Origin of the sequence: Streptomyces vastus (assembly GCF_039532825.1) — a bacterium.
Lineage (GTDB): Bacteria > Actinomycetota > Actinomycetes > Streptomycetales > Streptomycetaceae > Streptomyces > Streptomyces vastus.
On record NZ_BAAASJ010000039.1, the window covers coordinates 23,685 to 38,693 of the forward strand.

Consider the following 15,009-nt stretch of genomic DNA (forward strand, 5'->3'; position numbering starts at 1 on the left):
GTCTTGTCGGTCCTGGTGGCGGGGGTCATCCGATGGCCTGCCTCGTCTGGAGTACGTCGATGGCCTCGGCCACGCGGAAGGCGGGAGGCAGCGGTTCACCGGCGACGTACAGCTTCTCGGCGACCGGACGGGGCAGCGGGAGATGCTCGAAGTGGCCGTGGACGACGCGGTCGGGGCCGGTGGGGCGCGGCACGAAACGGGTGACGGGGGCGATACGGAACTGTTCGCGGCCGTGCGAGACGAGCAGGGCGATCTCGGTGACCTTGCGGGAGCCGTCCGCGTGGCGGGCGAGCTGGACGACCACGTCCACGGCCGAGTTGATCTGGTCCTTCAGCGCCTCGAAGGGGATCTGGACCTCGGACATCGAGCCGAGGGTCTGGAGGCGCATGAGGGCGTCCTCGGCGGAGTTCGCGTGCACGGTGGCCAGCGAACCGTCGTGGCCGGTCGACATGGCCTGGAGCATGTCGAGGGTCTCGCCGCCTCGGACCTCACCGACGATGATGCGGTCGGGGCGCATACGCAGCGAGTTGCGGACCAGGTCGCGGATGGTGATCTGGCCCTTGCCCTCCACGTTCGGGGGGCGGGATTCGAGGCGGATCACGTGCTCCTGCTGGAGCTGGAGTTCGGCGGAGTCCTCGATGGTGATGATGCGCTCGTGGGCCGGGATGAGTCCGGAGAGCGCGTTGAGGAGGGTGGTCTTGCCGGTGCCGGTACCGCCGCTGACGATGACGTTGAAGCGGGCCCGGACGAACGCCGCGAGCAGCATCAGCATCTGCTCGTCGAGCGAGCCGAGGCCGATCAGTTCCGGGAGCGTGTACGCGCGGGGGAAGCGGCGGATCGTGAGCGTCGGGCCGGTGAGGGCGAGCGGCGGGATGATGACGTTGACGCGTTCGCCGGTGGGGAGGCGGGCGTCGACCATGGGGTTCGACTCGTCTACGCGGCGATTGACCGTGGAGACGATGCGTTCGATGGTCTGCATGAGCTGCTCGTTGGAGGCGAAGCGCAGGGGCAGCTGCTCCACGCGGCCCGCCCGCTCCACGAAGATGGAGTCGGGTCCGTTGACCATGATCTCGGTGATGGACGCGTCGGCGAGCAGGGGTTCCAGGACGCCGAGGCCGAGAGCTTCGTCGACGACCCGCCGTATGAGCTGGGAGCGCTCTGAGGACGACAGGACCGGGCCCTCGCGGCTGATGATGTGCCCGAGCACCCGCTCGAGGCGCACCCGCCGCTCGGCCGCCGCGAGGCTCGACATCTCGGCCAGGTCGATCTCTTCGAGCAGCTTGGCACGGTAGACGGCGACGAGGTGGCCGTCCTCGCGCGCGGCTCCGCCCTCTTCGGGGGCGGCGATACGGGCCTTGAGGCTCATGTCTTCAACTCCCTTCCGTGGGAGGGTCGTTCGGCGCGCGGTCGTTCAGCACATGGCTCAGTCGTCATCGTCATACGGGTTCAGCCGTCATCGTCGTTGGGCATCGTGGCGCTCTTCTCCACTTGCCAGCCCTCCCCCACGAACGGGATGAGCAGCGGGACCTGCACGGTCACGGTGGCGGTGGTCGTGTCTCCCCCTCCTCCCGGAGCGGATACGTTCGCGTCGAGCCAGTCGCTCATCGCGGCGTACCCCGCCGCCTCCCCCGCCTCGCCCTGTGAGGCGACACGCGCGGCGGCACGCGCCCCGGATCCGGCTTGGTTGGCGGCGTATCCGACGAGGCCCAGCTGAATGGCGGCCATCCCGACGAGCAGCAGGACGGGCAGGAAACCGGCGAACTCCAGCATGGAGACGCCACGGTCACCCCTGGCCCGCCCGCGCAGTTTCCGGAGTACGCTCATCCGTCGCCCTCCCCCTCCAGCGCGGCGCCCGCCTCGCCCTGGACCGTCCAGCCCGCGTCGAAGCCCGGGAAGAAGAGGGGGACTTCGGCCCTGACGTTGGCCTTCCAGACGTCGCCCTCCTGCTGGCAACCGATCTCGGCGCCCTGCCACGCGTTGGGCAGGTGCTCCTTGCCCGCGTCCTGGCAGGCAGCCCCCGCCCCCGCCCCGGAGGCGGCAGCCGCCGTAGCCGCCCGCGCCGCCTCATCCGCCGCGTTCCCGGCAAGGGAGTACGTGTAGCCGTACAGCACGCACTGCCACAGGATCGTCATCACGACCAGCAGCAGGGGGAACATCCCGGCGAACTCCAGCGTCACCGCTCCCCGGTCGCCGCCCTTGCGGCGCAGCGCCAGGGCGCCTCGGTCACCGGAGGACTTACGGCGCTTGCCGCCGCCCCCTTCCTTCGCGGCCACCAGGCCCAGCTCGCCCGCCAGGGCCCACAGCGCCTGCTTCACCGTGGAGCGGGCGTCCAGGTCCTGCATGCGGCCCGCGTCGACGACGGACTGGAGTTCCTTGAAGGCGGCCGGTACCGCGACGTGGGCCACCTTCGTGCCGGTGACGCGTTCGACGAGGGACGGCTGGATCTCCGTACCGCGTGAGGCGCGGTTGACGACCGTCAGCGTCTCCTCGGCCTTGCGGATCTGGAGGCGGTCCCACAGGCGGACCATGCGTTTGGCGGCGCGGACGGCGACGACGTCCGGGGTGACGAGGAGGAGGGCCTGGTCGGCGAGTTCGACGGCTGCGGCGGTCGCCGAGTTCATCTGGGCGCCGCAGTCGACGACCACGATCTCGTAGCGGGAGCGCAGGGCCTGCAGGACCTGGCGGGCAGCCCGGTCGGTGACCTCCTCGCCGCGCTCGCCCTCCGCCGGGGCCAGCAGCAGCCCGAGCCCGGTGTCGTGGGTGTAGACGGCGTCCTGGAGAACCCGCGGGTTGATGTCGCTGATCCCGGCGAGGTCGGCGACCGAGCGGCGGAACTGTACGTCCAGGTACGAGGCCACGTCCCCCGACTGGAGATCGAAGTCGAGCAGCGCGACCGTACGGCCCGATGCCCGTGCCGCGAGCGCCAGTTGGACGGCCGTCACCGTCGCGCCCACACCGCCCTTCGCCCCGGTCACCGTGACGACGGTGCCGCCGGGCCCCGAGTACAGCTCCGGCGTACCGCTGCCCAGATGGCGCCGCATGCCGAGCGACCAGGCGGCGGCGGCCTGGACGCGTTCGGCGAGGGCGTCGTAGCCGAGGGGCAGGCCGATGATGCCGCGGGCGCCGGAGTCCATCGCCGCGGTCAGTACGCCCGTACTGGTGTCGGCGGTGATGAGCACGACCCCGACCGCCGGGAACCGCATCACCACATCGCGGATGGCATCCAGTGCGGGCATCGGGCCTATGCGCTCATGGATGAGGACGACCTCGGGCAACTCGTCCAGGGACTCCGCCGCAAGCCGCGCCAGGGTGTCCAGGAGCGCCGTGGTGTCCGGGACCGGCGCGGCAGGTTCGGCGTCGGGGAGCTGGCTCAGCAGCGTGGAGAGGGCGCGGGCCGAGTCGATGTCGCCGACTGCGGGCAGGATGCGGATGGTCATCGGCACACCTTCGGGGATGCATCCGGGGATGCATTCGGGGACGCCTTCGTGAGGGCTGAGCGCATCACGGCCTCCTACTTGTCCTCGTCGAGGGTGTACGAGCGGTCGCCGGGCGCGACGACGGTGTCGGAGCCGCCGGCGACCAGGGCGAGGCGTACATGGGTCGCGAACGACTCGGCGTAGGCGACGCGTTGGGTGTCGGCGGTGGTGAGGGCGAAGGTGATCGGGACCGCCTCGGTCGCGGTACGGCGGCGGTCGTCGCTGTTCTGGGAGGGGTCGAGGGCGGTGAGTTTGCCGACGTCGATGACCCTGGCGTTCTCGACGATGACCTTCGACTGGTCCTTGCCGTTGTCGTTCTCGGCTTCGAAGGTGGCGTAGATGTTGACCCGCGCACCAGGGTTGATCTTCCCCGCCACACCGGTCGCCGCGTCGATCATGATCGCGATCTCCTGCTGGCCCGCCTCCAGCGCGGGCCGGTCCACGATCATGTCGCTCTGGAGCAGGGAGCCCTTCTCAAGGCGGGTGACCGCGATCTTGCCGCGGATCTGGGAGAGATCGGTGACGGCGGTCGAGGACAGCCACCGCTCGGGCATCGAGACCTTCTCGAACTGGTCGGCGGACAGCTCCCGGTAGGGCGCGACATCGCTCTTCAGGCGGTACGCCGCGACCTCTGGGCCGACCTTCGAGTTCACGTCGCGGATCACCGAGAGCACTCCGGCGAAGGCGCCCACGGCGCACAGGACCGAGAGGACCAGCAGGATGACGCCGCGGCGCTGGCGTGAGTTCATGACGCGTTGAACCTCGATCGGGGGCGGGGACAGCGGGGGTCGAGCGGTCGTGCCTGGTGCTCAAGTTGTGTTCGTGGTGCGGTGGCTCTGGCTGTTCACATGTACGTACGTGACTTACGTAGCGCCTCGTGGCAAGGCGCGTACAGAAGAAACTGCCCGTACGGCGGTGTTCGGAAGCTCCGGCGGCGGGAGCAAAGGTGCCGCACAGAAACCGCATCGGTCGCCGATGAGTTCAAGGCCGCACCAGTGGCACTCCTCGCGCCGTACGGACGAGACCAGTTGGTAGAGCACGGACACGTCGTGCAGTCCCGCGGCGAACTCGGCGACCTTCCCCGTGCCCCACCAGCGCGCGGACTCGGCGGGCAGCGGCACGGTGGCGACGCCCTGCACGCGCCAGGCGGGCGCGAGCGTCGTGGTGATCCAGTCGCCGGTCATCTGCCCGGGCGCGATGAGCATCCGCGTGCCGAACTCGGGCCCGGCCAGCTTCTCTTCCGTTTGTCCGAGCCGTATGAGCTGGGGCCGCGGATTGGCCAGTACGGCGAACTGGGCGCCCGGCACCCACGACTTGGCGTGGGACTTCAGGGACACCGGGATCCGGTCGAGCTTGGCGACGGAGCCGAGCAGGGCGCCGGCATAGATGTAGTGGGCGAGCAGCCGTGCGGAGGAGGCGAGCACGCCCGGGCTGAAGTCGCAGACGGAGAGCTGGCGGAGCTGCTGGGCGAGGAGGGCGAGGCCGAGCGGCGGCAGATCGACGCCGAGGAGGGCGATGCGGTCGCTCTCGAGTACGGAACGCACGGCGTGCAGCCGCCGGGTGACGTCGGTGGAGACGGACGCCGGGTATAACGCGATCACGTAGCCATGCTGCTCGATGAGCGTGTGCATGCCGGTGAGGGAGCTCTCGAGACTGTCGAGGGGCTGGACGGCGGCGGGCGGCGTCTGCCTGTCGTGAACCGGGAGCACCAGATCGGAACTGGTGACTGCTATCGCGGTCGGCACGCTGCACACCACCCCGTCCACTGCGGCGGGGTGGTCGACCACCGCCTCAGATCGCCCCTGTGACGTCGTCTTGCAGCAGAACCATATCCACGGCATGGCCCGATCAACACCGAATCTCCGAGATCAACTCACCGAAGGTGCAGGGTGATCGACACAGCGTGAGACGCATATGCCTCAACTCGGCCGTATCGTGGGCACGTTGAGATCCCTGGTTGCCGGTCGGCCGCGTTGCGATCGGTAATGCGCCGATGCCATGATCGCACTCATGTCTGATCACGGGGGAGACAGCTCGGCGGCAGGACATATACGTAGGTCCCGGATCTGGGACTACATAGAGGACGCCGACGCGAACACGACCGCGGGCGACGCTCCGGCGCGGGAGCCGTCGAGCCCGCCGCCTCCCCCGCCCTCCCCTCGGTGGAGCAGGGCTCATCACCTGGTACGGGCGCTGCTCGCCACTCGGAGCAGGCACGCCTCCGTCGGCGCGAAGTCGCCGCCCTCCTCGGCGAGTTCCGGCGTACGGCCGTGCTGTTGCCGCTCGGGGCGGACGGCTCCCCGCTGACCGCGGAGTTCGGCGGCATCCGGTGGATCTACGCCTTCTCGGACGAAGCGACGCTTGCCCGATTCGCCATCGCACGGGGTGAAGGAGCACGGGAGTGGGCGTATGAGCGTGTCCTGGGCGCCCGGTTGCTGGATGCGGCGATTCCCGCGATGCCGGTGCCGTGCGGGGTGGCGCTGGATGTCGGCAGTGAGGGCGAGGGGGCCCTGTTTCCACCGGTGCGTGGCCGCGAGGCGAGGGCCGAGTACAACGAACTCGGGCTGCCGGTACGGGTGGTGAACCCGGACGGCACCGTCATGCGCCAGACGTACGACGACCGTGGCAACAGGACGTCGGTGACGGCCCCGACGGGCCGGACCACGCACTTCACGTATGACGAGGCCGGCCGCCTCACCGCCGTGACGGATCCGCTCGGGCAGACGACGGCGGTGCGGTGCGACCGGGCCGGGTTACCGGTCGAGATCACGGATCCGCTGTCACGCGATACGAGCGGAACGCGTTCGGCAGGCCGGTCGCGATCACGGGGCCGACGGGCGCGACAACCCGCCTGGAGTGGACGGTCGAGGGCCACCTGACCCGCCGTACGGCTGCCGATGGGACTTCCGAGTCGTGGACGTACGACGGCGAGGGGAACTGCACCAGCCACACGGACGCGATGGGCGGGGTCTCCCGCTACGAGTACACGCACTTCGACCTGTTGTCGGCGCGCACAGGCCCGGACGGTGTGCGCTGCGAATTCGCCCACGACACGGCTCTGCGGCTGACGCGGGTGACCAACCCGCAGGGCCTGACGTGGGATTACGCGTACGACCCGGCGGGCCGCCTGGTTGCCGAGACGGACTTCGACGACCGCACGCTCACGCACTCGCATGACGCGGCGGGCCGTCTCACCTCCCGCACGAACGCCCTCGACCAGACGGTGGCCTTCGAGCGCAACGAGCTCGGCCAGGTACTGCGCAAGGAGGCGGCCGGTTCCGTCACGACGTACGCGTACGACATGACGGACCAACTCGCCCAGGCGATGGGCCCGGACGCCACGCTGACGCTGCTGCGGGACCGCTTCGGGCGGGTGTGATCGGAGACGGTCGACGGCCGCAAACTGACATATACGTACGACGAGTTGGGGCGCAGGACAGGCCGTACGACGCCGACTGGCCCGACGACGACGTGGTCGTACGACGCGACCGGGCGCCGCACCGGGATGGTGGCCGCAGGCCGGAGCATCGACTTCACGTACAACGCGGCGGGCCGCGAGCTGTCCCGCCGGATCGGCGAGACGGTCACCCTGGAACACACCTTCGATCCGCTGGGCCGCCTGACTGAGCAATCGGTGACCGGTGCCGGGGGCCGGTCGGTGCAGCACCGGGCGTACACGTATCGCCCGGACGGCAACCTCGTCGGCGTAGACGACCGACTGGCCGGCTCGCGTCGCTTTGACCTGGACGCGACGGGCCGGGTGACGGCGGTCCACGCGGCGGGCTGGACGGAACGTACGCGTACGACGAGGCGGGCAACCAGACGTCCGTCGCCTGGCCGTCGGACCACCCGAGCCAGGAGGCGACGGGCCCGCGCACGTACGAGGGCACCCGCATCACCCGCGCCGGCAACGTCCGCTACGAACACGACGCGCTGGGCCGCATCGTGTTGCGACAGAAGACCCGCCTGTCCCGCAAGCCGGACACCTGGCGCTACGAGTGGGACGCGGCCCGCAACGACGGCTCCTGGAGCGACCAGGACCTGAAGACCGTGTCCTGCGGCTCGTCCGACGCGCAATTCCGTGTCACAGAACCGCCGGAGGCGGGGTGCCCCGCCGGGGACCTGCTCGCCGGCCTGGAGTACAGCGAGGATCAAGCGACCACCCTCTGCTTGCATCCTCTCGAGCGCTGAGGACCCGCCAGCCGCGACCTCGATTCCTGCGGCCGTTGCCCGCCGCCGCGTCTGACAAGAGCCCGGTGGCGGCCCGCATGCGCGGGCCGCCACCGGCTTCCGGCTGCCCCGTGTAGCGATTAGAAGGTTTGGGGCAGACCCGCTGGCTGCAACCAGGCACTACTGGGGTCGCGAGCGTCCCCAACCTTCCCATCACGGCCCGCGTCCGCGAGACGAGTCCGAGCATGGCGTCAGTGGCGGTTCGAGGAGGTCCGCGGGTGCTGCCGCTGGAGCCTGCGGTGTTCGCCGCCGCCCCGACCGGCGCCAGGGCCGGGCCCGGAGCGCACGGGGCCTTCCCCTTCGAGCAGTTGCCGGGAAGCGCGGCTTCGGCCTGCAGCCGTCAGCGCCAGGTGCACGAGGAAGGGCTGGGTCCCGGACAGGCGGAGGCGCTGCATGTGTACGGGGGTGAAGTGGTGCCGGATGGCGGTGGTCAGGTCCTCGCGGTCGGGGAGGAGGAGTACGGCTGTGCCCTCGGGGGTGAGGACACGGCGCAGTTCCGTCCACCAGCGGGAGGGGGCGGTGGCGAGCAGGCCTCGGGCGTGGACCTGGGTGCCCCAGGGCGGGTTGCACAGGACGCGGTCGACTGAGTCGTCGGGGAGGGGGAGGCGGCCGGCGTCGGAACGGCGGATAGCGACGGGCAACTCACCGGCGTTGGCGCGGGCCGCGGTGACCGCGTCCGCGGACAGGTCGAAGCCATGGAAGCGGGCGTCGGGTTGGGCGAGTGCCGCCTCGATCAGCAGGGTGCCGGCGCCGCAGCACGGGTCGAGGACCGCGTGGTCGGGGCGGATGTCGGCCAGCACGGCCATGGCGGCGGCAAGCGGCGGGTGCAGGGTGCCCGGGATGGTGCGCTGCTTGTACGCGCGGCGGTGCAGCGGTCGGTCGTCGACCCGCAGCATGAGCGTGGCCCGCGTGCCGTCCAGGGTCAGCCGCCAGCCACAACAGCCCGGCGGGGGCGCGGTCCCCGCGCGCCGGGAGTGGTAGGGGACGCCGAGCCGCCGCGCCAGCGCCTGGCCGACGACGTCCTCGGCGTCGTACCGGGTGAACGTGCGCCTGCCGAGGTAGGAGGCTGAGACGTCGATGCCGGTGATCCCCCGCGCTGACGCCGTCGCGCTGTGGCGGAGGGACAGGAGGTGGTGGGCGTCGGCGAGATGGGCGAGTTCGGTGAGTTCATGCAGGCGCTGTCGCGTTGTTCCGATGTCGGGGCGCTGGGCGGCGAGCAGGAACACGTCGTCCGCGGTGCGCAGCGGCGGCGTGGGCCGGTGCGAGCGGAAATGGACTTCGCGGTGGCGTAGATCGGTGACGGCGCCGAGCCCGGACCCGTGAACCTCGGCGGCGACCACGGCCTCCAGGCCGCGGAGGCAGCGCGCCACGAGGGGCGTGTGCATGGTGTTGTTGTTCTTCTTCCACGTCAGCACTCGGGGCAGCGCTCCGCTGCCCCGCCTCGTCGGCGACGGGGGGATCCTCGCTTCGCCGACGGTGCCTAGCGGAGGTGGAAGAAGTACGTCATGGGCGGAAGTCTAACTGCCCTGTGGCCCTGGCGACTTCAAGGGAGAGCCGCGACTGCGTGCGGAGTTGGGGGTTGGTGCGTACAGAGGCAAGGCCGTACAGAGGCAAGGCGTATGGCGGCTTCGGTCGAACCAGAGGATCGAGCGAGGGGTCTTGACAACTCTATTGGTCTGGACCAGCTTGTACGGCCAGCGGTGGCCACCGTTCCCCCACTCAACTCCCCCCACCGGAGGCCGAAATGAACCGCGTACCAGGCATGCCCGGATCCACCGGATCCAGACGACGGCGGTGGGCGCGAGCCCTGGCCGCCGTCCTGACTGGGTCCGCGCTCACCTTCGCCGCCCTGGCCGGCCAGGCGCCGGCGGCGGAGCAAGACGCAGCAGCCCTGCCCAAGCACGCCGTGACCGGCTACTGGCAGAACTTCAACAACGGCGCGACGGTCCAGAAGATCTCCGACGTCCAGTCCCAGTACGACATCATCGCGGTCGCCTTCGCGGACGCGACGGGAACGCCGGGCGCGGTGACCTTCAACCTCGACTCGACCGGGCTCGGCGGCTACACGGTCGACCAGTTCAAGGCGGACATCAAGGCCAAGCAGGCCGCGGGCAAGAAGGTGATCGTCTCGGTCGGCGGCGAACGCGGCACGGTGTCGGTCAACGACTCCGCGTCGGCGACGAACTTCGCGAACTCGGTCCACTCGCTGATGCAGGAGTACGGCTTCGACGGCGTCGACATCGACCTGGAGAACGGCCTGAACGCGACGTACATGACGCAGGCGCTCCGCTCCCTGTCCTCGAAGGCGGGCGCGTCGCTGGTCATCACAATGGCGCCGCAGACGATCGACATGCAGTCGACGTCGAACGGCTACTTCCAGACGGCCCTGAACATCAAGGACATCCTCACCGTCGTCAACATGCAGTACTACAACAGCGGTTCCATGCTGGGCTGCGACGGCAAGGTCTACAGCCAGGGCTCCGTGGACTTCCTGACGGCGCTGGCCTGCATCCAACTGGAGGGCGGCCTGTCCCCGTCCCAGGTGGGCCTCGGCCTCCCGGCCTCCCCGAGCGGCGCGGGCAGCGGCCACGTCCCACCGTCCGTGGTGAACAACGCCCTGGACTGCCTGACCAAGGGCACCGGATGCGGCTCCTTCAAGCCACCGAGGACGTATCCCGACCTGCGTGGCGCGATGACGTGGTCGACGAACTGGGACGCGGCGGCGGGCAACGCGTGGTCCGAGGCGGTGGGGCCGCACGTGCACGGGCTGCCGTAACGGGACGCACCCTCCTGTACCGGAGCCCGGTGTCAGCACGGCCTGCATACGCGTGCCACCACGACGACGGCCTGCACGATCGCAGCCGCGCGGCGGGGCGCAGGCCACTCAGCGGCGCGGGGGGTCGGCCCCCCGCGCCGACCCCCTCCCCCAGCCCCCACCGGCGGCACTCGACGACGGAGCCGCGATGACCGGCGAGGTCGTCAGGACGGCAGCGGCACCGCCCGGGCGTACGATCCCTCAGAATCCGGACGGACGCGGGACATTCGTGCTGATGTTGCCGTACACGGAATTGTCGCCGTAAGCGACCCTGATGAAGATGTTCGAGCTCCGGCCGCTGAAGCTCGCGGTCCTCGTCGTCCAGACGCCGTTGCACTCCTTGACCCGCTTGCTGTTCCCGGTGTCGGACGCGATGACATTCGCGTAGCCGCACACTCCGTCCGACCTGGCATCGAGCAACTGGAACTTCACCGTCTGCCAATAGGCGCCGTCGATGATGTTCTTTCCCCAGGTCACCGTGCAGTTTCGCGTCTTGGCGTGGACATTTCCGTTCCTGTCGTCCACGTGCAACGACTCGCAGGCGACGGTCTTGGTGCGGTCGCCGTCGTCGGCGGCGGCCGGAGCCGGCGCGACCGCCGCCCCCATGAGCGTCGCGGCCACTGCCAGTCCGGAGACGCCGAGGGCCTTTCTCCGGGATGTCGACATCGGGCGTACAGACATTGGTTTCCCCCTTCTGAGTTATGTGCGTGCTGCGGGGCCTTCGCCGTGGTGGTCGTTTTTCCTGGTCTCACGGCTTGCCGGCACACGGCTTCGCGGGCCCTTCGAGCGCCTGCGCGCTTCGCACGTAAGACATCGTGGACGGAGGCCCTGTGTGAAAACCTTGTCGATATCTTGTCGCGGTTGTATGGACCTGCTGTGATGACCTTGCTCGATATCGGCGGGCGGTGAACGGACAGATGCCATGGTGGAGTTACGGCTGCTGGGCCCGGTGGAACTGCGGGTGGCAGGCCAGGCGGTGCAGCTCGGGCCACCTTTGCGGCGCGCCTTCTTCGCCGTCCTCGCGGCTGAGGCCGACCGCTCGGTTTCCGCCGAGACGCTGATCCACCGGGTCTGGGGCGAGGATCCGCCGACGGAGGCCCGCGCCTCGCTCTACTCGCACGTCAGCCGTCTTCGCCGTGTCCTGGCCGATGCGGCCACCACTGTGGACCCCGGCGAGGAGGACGACGGCACGCCGCCGCAGTTGCTGCGCCTGGCTGGTGGCTATCTGCTGCAGGTCGCGCCGGACCGAGTCGACCTGCACCACTACCGGCAGTTGTCCGAGCAGGCGCGCGACCCCGCCCTCGCCGACGTGGCGCGAGCCGCGCTGCTGTTCCAAGCTCTCGGGCTGTGGCGTGGCGAACCACTGGCGGGAGTCCCCGGCCCGTGGGCGGCGCGCACCCGGGAGAGCTGGACGCAGCGGCGCATCGACACTTTCGTGGACTGGGCGAACGCGACGACCCGGTCGGGCAGCCCGGGCCTGGTGCTCGACCGGCTGCCCGATCTGGTGGCCGAGCACCCGCTGGTCGAGCCCCTGGTGACCGCGCTGATGCGGGCTCTGCAGGCGGTCGGCCGCGGTTCGGAGGCGCTGGCCTGCTACGCCGGATTGCGGGAGCGGCTGGCCGAGGAACTCGGCACCGACCCCGGGCCCGAGGCACAGCAGGTCCACCAGGAAGTACTGCGCGGCCATCACGCCACCCCGCATCGGCCGACCGGAGACACCCTGCCGACAGGAGACACCCGGCCGGCCGCAGGCACCCGGCCGACAGGAGACACCGACGGGCCCCGGACACCGGAACACCCCGCGACGCCGGTCGTCGCCGGTGCGCCGCCGGACACCGGCGGGCAGACGGACACCGGCACGGTTCCGGCCCAGGCCGTCCCACGGCAACTCCCCGCCGGAGTCCTGGGGTTCGTCGGCCGGGAGAGCCATCTCAAACAGCTCGATGCGCTGCTTCCCCCACAGGACGACGAGGCAGCGGGGGCCACGGGCGTGATCACGGTGATGTCCGGTACGGCCGGTGTGGGCAAGACGGCCCTGGCCGTGCACTGGGCCCATCGGATGCGCGACCGGTTTCCGGACGGGCAGTTGTACGTCGACCTCAGCGGCTTCGGGCCCACCGCACCGTTGCGACCGGTCGACGTCCTGGGCCGGTTCCTGCGCGCACTGGGCGTGCCGACGGAACAGGTGCCGGCCGAGCAGGAGGAGGCCGCGGCGCTGTACCGCTCCCTGCTGGCCGGCAAGCGCATGCTGGTCCTCCTGGACAACGCGGCCAGTGCGGACCAGGTACGGCCGCTGCGGCCCGCGGCCCCCGGCTGCCTGGCGGTGGTCACCAGCCGCGATCGGTTGAGCGGTCTGGTGGCGCGTGACGGCGCCCGGTCGCTCGTCCTGGATGTGCTGACCGACGCTGAGGCCCACGACCTGCTGGCCCAGATGCTGGGCGAGGAGCGTGCCCGGTCCGACGCGGAGGTCGCGGCGTGGCTTGTCGAGTGGTGCGGCAGACTGCCCCTCGCTCTGCGGATCGCGGCCTCTGATGTGGCGGGCAGGGACAACCTCGGTCTGGCTCGGTACGCGGCCGAGCTGAAAGACACCGACCGGCTCGAATCGCTGGCTGTGGACGGCGACGCACAGTTCGCCGTACGTACGGCCTTCGACCACTCGTACCGTGCTCTGCCGCCGGAGGCCCGGCGGATGTTCCGGCTGACCGCGTCCGCCCCCACCCCGGACGTGACCGTCGACGCGGCCGCCGCCCTCGCGGACTTAACGCCGCAGCAGGCCCACGAGGTGCTGGCCCGGCTGACAGCGGCGAGCCTCGTGCACCAGCAGTCGCCCGGCCGGTACTCGTTCCACGACCTGGTGCGCCTGTACGGCACCGAATGTGCCGAGGAGGAGAGCCCGGCCGACCGCGCCGAAGCGACGAGCCGCCTTCACAGGTACTACCTCGCCACGGTGACCGCCGCCTCACAGTTGCTTTATCGGGACAAACTGCGCCTGCCGGCCGATGCCGTAGGTGCGGTGGGCAGCACCGAGTCCGTACCGCAGCAGGTCGCCACCGTGCTGAAAGACGAGTCCGCGGCTCTGGGCTGGCTCAACGCCGAACAGCCCAACATGCGTTCGGTCATCGAGGACGCCGCCCGGCATGGCTCCCGGAAGACCGCGTGGCTGCTCGCCGACAGGCTGCGCGGCTTCTTCTGGCTCGGCTCCCACGCTTCCGACTGGCTGGCGGTGGCACAGGCCGGCCTGGCTGCCGCACGGGCCGACGGCAATGCATGGGCCGAGGGCGCGGCCCGGCTCAGTCTCGGGGACGCCTGTATGCGACAGGGCCGGTTCGGCAGTGCGCTGGAGCACTACACAGGTGCGCTGGCCTGCACCCAGAGCGTGGGATGGCGGGACGGGCAGGCAGCCGTTCTCAGCAACCTCGCCGGCGTGCACTGGGAACAGGGCCGTCCCCGCCAGGCGACCGATCACCTCACCCGAGCCCTGGTGATCAACGTCGAGACCGGCCGGGTCGCCGGACAGGCCGCCATCCTGGGGAACCTCGGCATCCTGTGCCGGGAACTCGGACAGCTGGACCGCTCCGCGGAGTACCACCGACAGGCCCTCGCCCTCGACGAGAGGATCGGCTCCGCCGTGAACGCGGCCATCGACCTGGCCAATCTCGCCGAGGCGATCTGCCTGCAAGGACGCCTCGCTGAGGCGGAGCCCGTCCTGCTACGGGCTCTGCACCTGCACCGGGAACTCGGCGACCGGGACACCGAGAGCTACACGTTGTACATCCTGGCCCGGCTCCAGCGTGACCTGGACCGCCCTCGTCAGTCCCTCGACACCGCGCGGACAGCGCTCGCTCTCGCCCGGGAGAACGACCACACGCGGCATGAGGTGGATGCCCTGAACGCCTTGGCGAGCGCCCATCTGATGCTCGTCGATCACGAAAGGGCTCTCAGCCACTACGAGCAGGCGCTGCGGATCCTGCGGGAAACCGGTCAGGACCACTGCCACGCAGCGGTCGAGAGCCTCGTCGGACTGGCGGACACTCACCACCGCATCGGCCGTGGAACACCGGCCGCGGAACTGGCCCACCGCGCTCTCCACACGAGCCGCCGCACCGGATACCGCCTCCTTGAAGGTCAAGCCCTCACCATCCTCGCCGGTATCGCTCTCGTCGGCGGTGCGCCGTCCCAGGCCGCCGAACACGCCCGGCGCGCAGTGGAAGTTCACCGTGCCACCGGGCATCGCATGGGCCGGGTTCAGGCGCTGCACCAGCTCGCCAGGGCGGTACAGCAGACGCACGGGAACACCGCGGCCCTTTCCCTGAAGCGCGAGGCGGAGGCAATCCACCTGCGGATGAAAGCACGCTGACGCGGCCCGCGTGGGCCGCCCGCTTCCGGCATCAGACCGCGAAGCGCTCCGTACCCTCATCCGTGGCATCAAACGGGCAGGGCGGACCACCTGCTCTGACAGCTTGCTCCACGTCCTTTCCGGAATCGGTG

At 70.3% G+C, this 15,009-nt stretch carries 8 protein-coding genes and 2 pseudogenes; 3 read left to right on the top strand and 7 right to left on the bottom strand.

Going from position 1 to position 15,009, the window contains the following annotated elements; all coding sequences use genetic code 11:
* Positions 1-25: 25 nt before the first annotated feature.
* The 5 genes from ABD357_RS19670 to ABD357_RS19690 form a co-directional block, all read right to left on the bottom strand.
* Positions 26-1,366 carry a TadA family conjugal transfer-associated ATPase gene (locus ABD357_RS19670; protein ID WP_344391657.1) on the bottom strand — a complete coding sequence of 447 codons (1,341 nt, stop codon included), beginning with the start codon at positions 1,364-1,366 and terminating at the stop codon, positions 26-28.
* A gap of 80 nt (positions 1,367-1,446) precedes the next feature.
* Positions 1,447-1,806: a TadE/TadG family type IV pilus assembly protein gene (locus tag ABD357_RS19675; RefSeq protein WP_425584940.1), complete on the bottom strand. Its 360-nt coding sequence runs from the start codon at positions 1,804-1,806 to the stop codon at positions 1,447-1,449.
* A gap of 14 nt (positions 1,807-1,820) precedes the next feature.
* Positions 1,821-3,437: a CpaE/TadZ family protein gene (locus ABD357_RS19680; RefSeq protein ID WP_344391659.1), complete on the bottom strand. Its 1,617-nt coding sequence runs from the start codon at positions 3,435-3,437 to the stop codon at positions 1,821-1,823.
* 74 nt (positions 3,438-3,511) lie between these two features.
* Complete coding sequence (gene cpaB / locus ABD357_RS19685; RefSeq protein WP_344391661.1) at positions 3,512-4,225, bottom strand: Flp pilus assembly protein CpaB; 714 nt, start codon at positions 4,223-4,225, stop codon at positions 3,512-3,514.
* 114 nt (positions 4,226-4,339) lie between these two features.
* Entirely contained in the window at positions 4,340-5,221 is an 882-nt protein-coding gene (locus ABD357_RS19690; RefSeq protein ID WP_344391662.1) for a hypothetical protein, read from the bottom strand.
* A 783-nt stretch (positions 5,222-6,004) separates the two neighbouring features.
* Between ABD357_RS19690 and ABD357_RS19700 the strand changes: the two are divergent.
* A pseudogene (locus ABD357_RS19700) lies at positions 6,005-7,643 on the top strand (LppU/SCO3897 family protein); the annotation flags it as partial.
* A gap of 254 nt (positions 7,644-7,897) precedes the next feature.
* On the opposite strand, the gene ABD357_RS19705 reads toward ABD357_RS19700, so the two are convergent.
* Complete coding sequence (locus ABD357_RS19705) at positions 7,898-9,121, bottom strand: methyltransferase domain-containing protein (protein WP_344391663.1); 1,224 nt, start codon at positions 9,119-9,121, stop codon at positions 7,898-7,900.
* 473 nt (positions 9,122-9,594) lie between these two features.
* Here ABD357_RS19705 and ABD357_RS19710 point away from each other — a divergent pair.
* Positions 9,595-10,482: pseudogene (locus ABD357_RS19710) on the top strand (chitinase); the annotation flags it as partial.
* A 240-nt stretch (positions 10,483-10,722) separates the two neighbouring features.
* Here ABD357_RS19710 and ABD357_RS19715 read toward each other — a convergent pair.
* Complete coding sequence (locus ABD357_RS19715; RefSeq protein ID WP_344391664.1) at positions 10,723-11,202, bottom strand: hypothetical protein; 480 nt, start codon at positions 11,200-11,202, stop codon at positions 10,723-10,725.
* Positions 11,203-11,443: 241 nt separating this feature from the next.
* On the opposite strand from ABD357_RS19715, the gene ABD357_RS19720 reads away from it, so the two are divergent.
* Positions 11,444-14,878 (top strand): AfsR/SARP family transcriptional regulator, encoded by a 3,435-nt coding sequence (locus tag ABD357_RS19720; RefSeq protein ID WP_344391665.1) that lies wholly within the window; start codon positions 11,444-11,446, stop codon positions 14,876-14,878.
* Positions 14,879-15,009 lie beyond the last annotated feature (131 nt).

What these genes read in the sequence shown, in the direction of transcription:
- ABD357_RS19715 (WP_344391664.1), bottom strand. Translation starts at nt 11,202, where the DNA reads ATGTCTGTACGCCCGATGTCGACATCCCGGAGAAAGGCCCTCGGCGTC.
- ABD357_RS19680 (WP_344391659.1), bottom strand. Translation starts at nt 3,437, where the DNA reads ATGACCATCCGCATCCTGCCCGCAGTCGGCGACATCGACTCGGCCCGC.
- ABD357_RS19670 (WP_344391657.1), bottom strand. Translation starts at nt 1,366, where the DNA reads ATGAGCCTCAAGGCCCGTATCGCCGCCCCCGAAGAGGGCGGAGCCGCG.
- ABD357_RS19720 (WP_344391665.1), top strand. Translation starts at nt 11,444, where the DNA reads ATGGTGGAGTTACGGCTGCTGGGCCCGGTGGAACTGCGGGTGGCAGGC.
- cpaB (WP_344391661.1), bottom strand. Translation starts at nt 4,225, where the DNA reads ATGAACTCACGCCAGCGCCGCGGCGTCATCCTGCTGGTCCTCTCGGTC.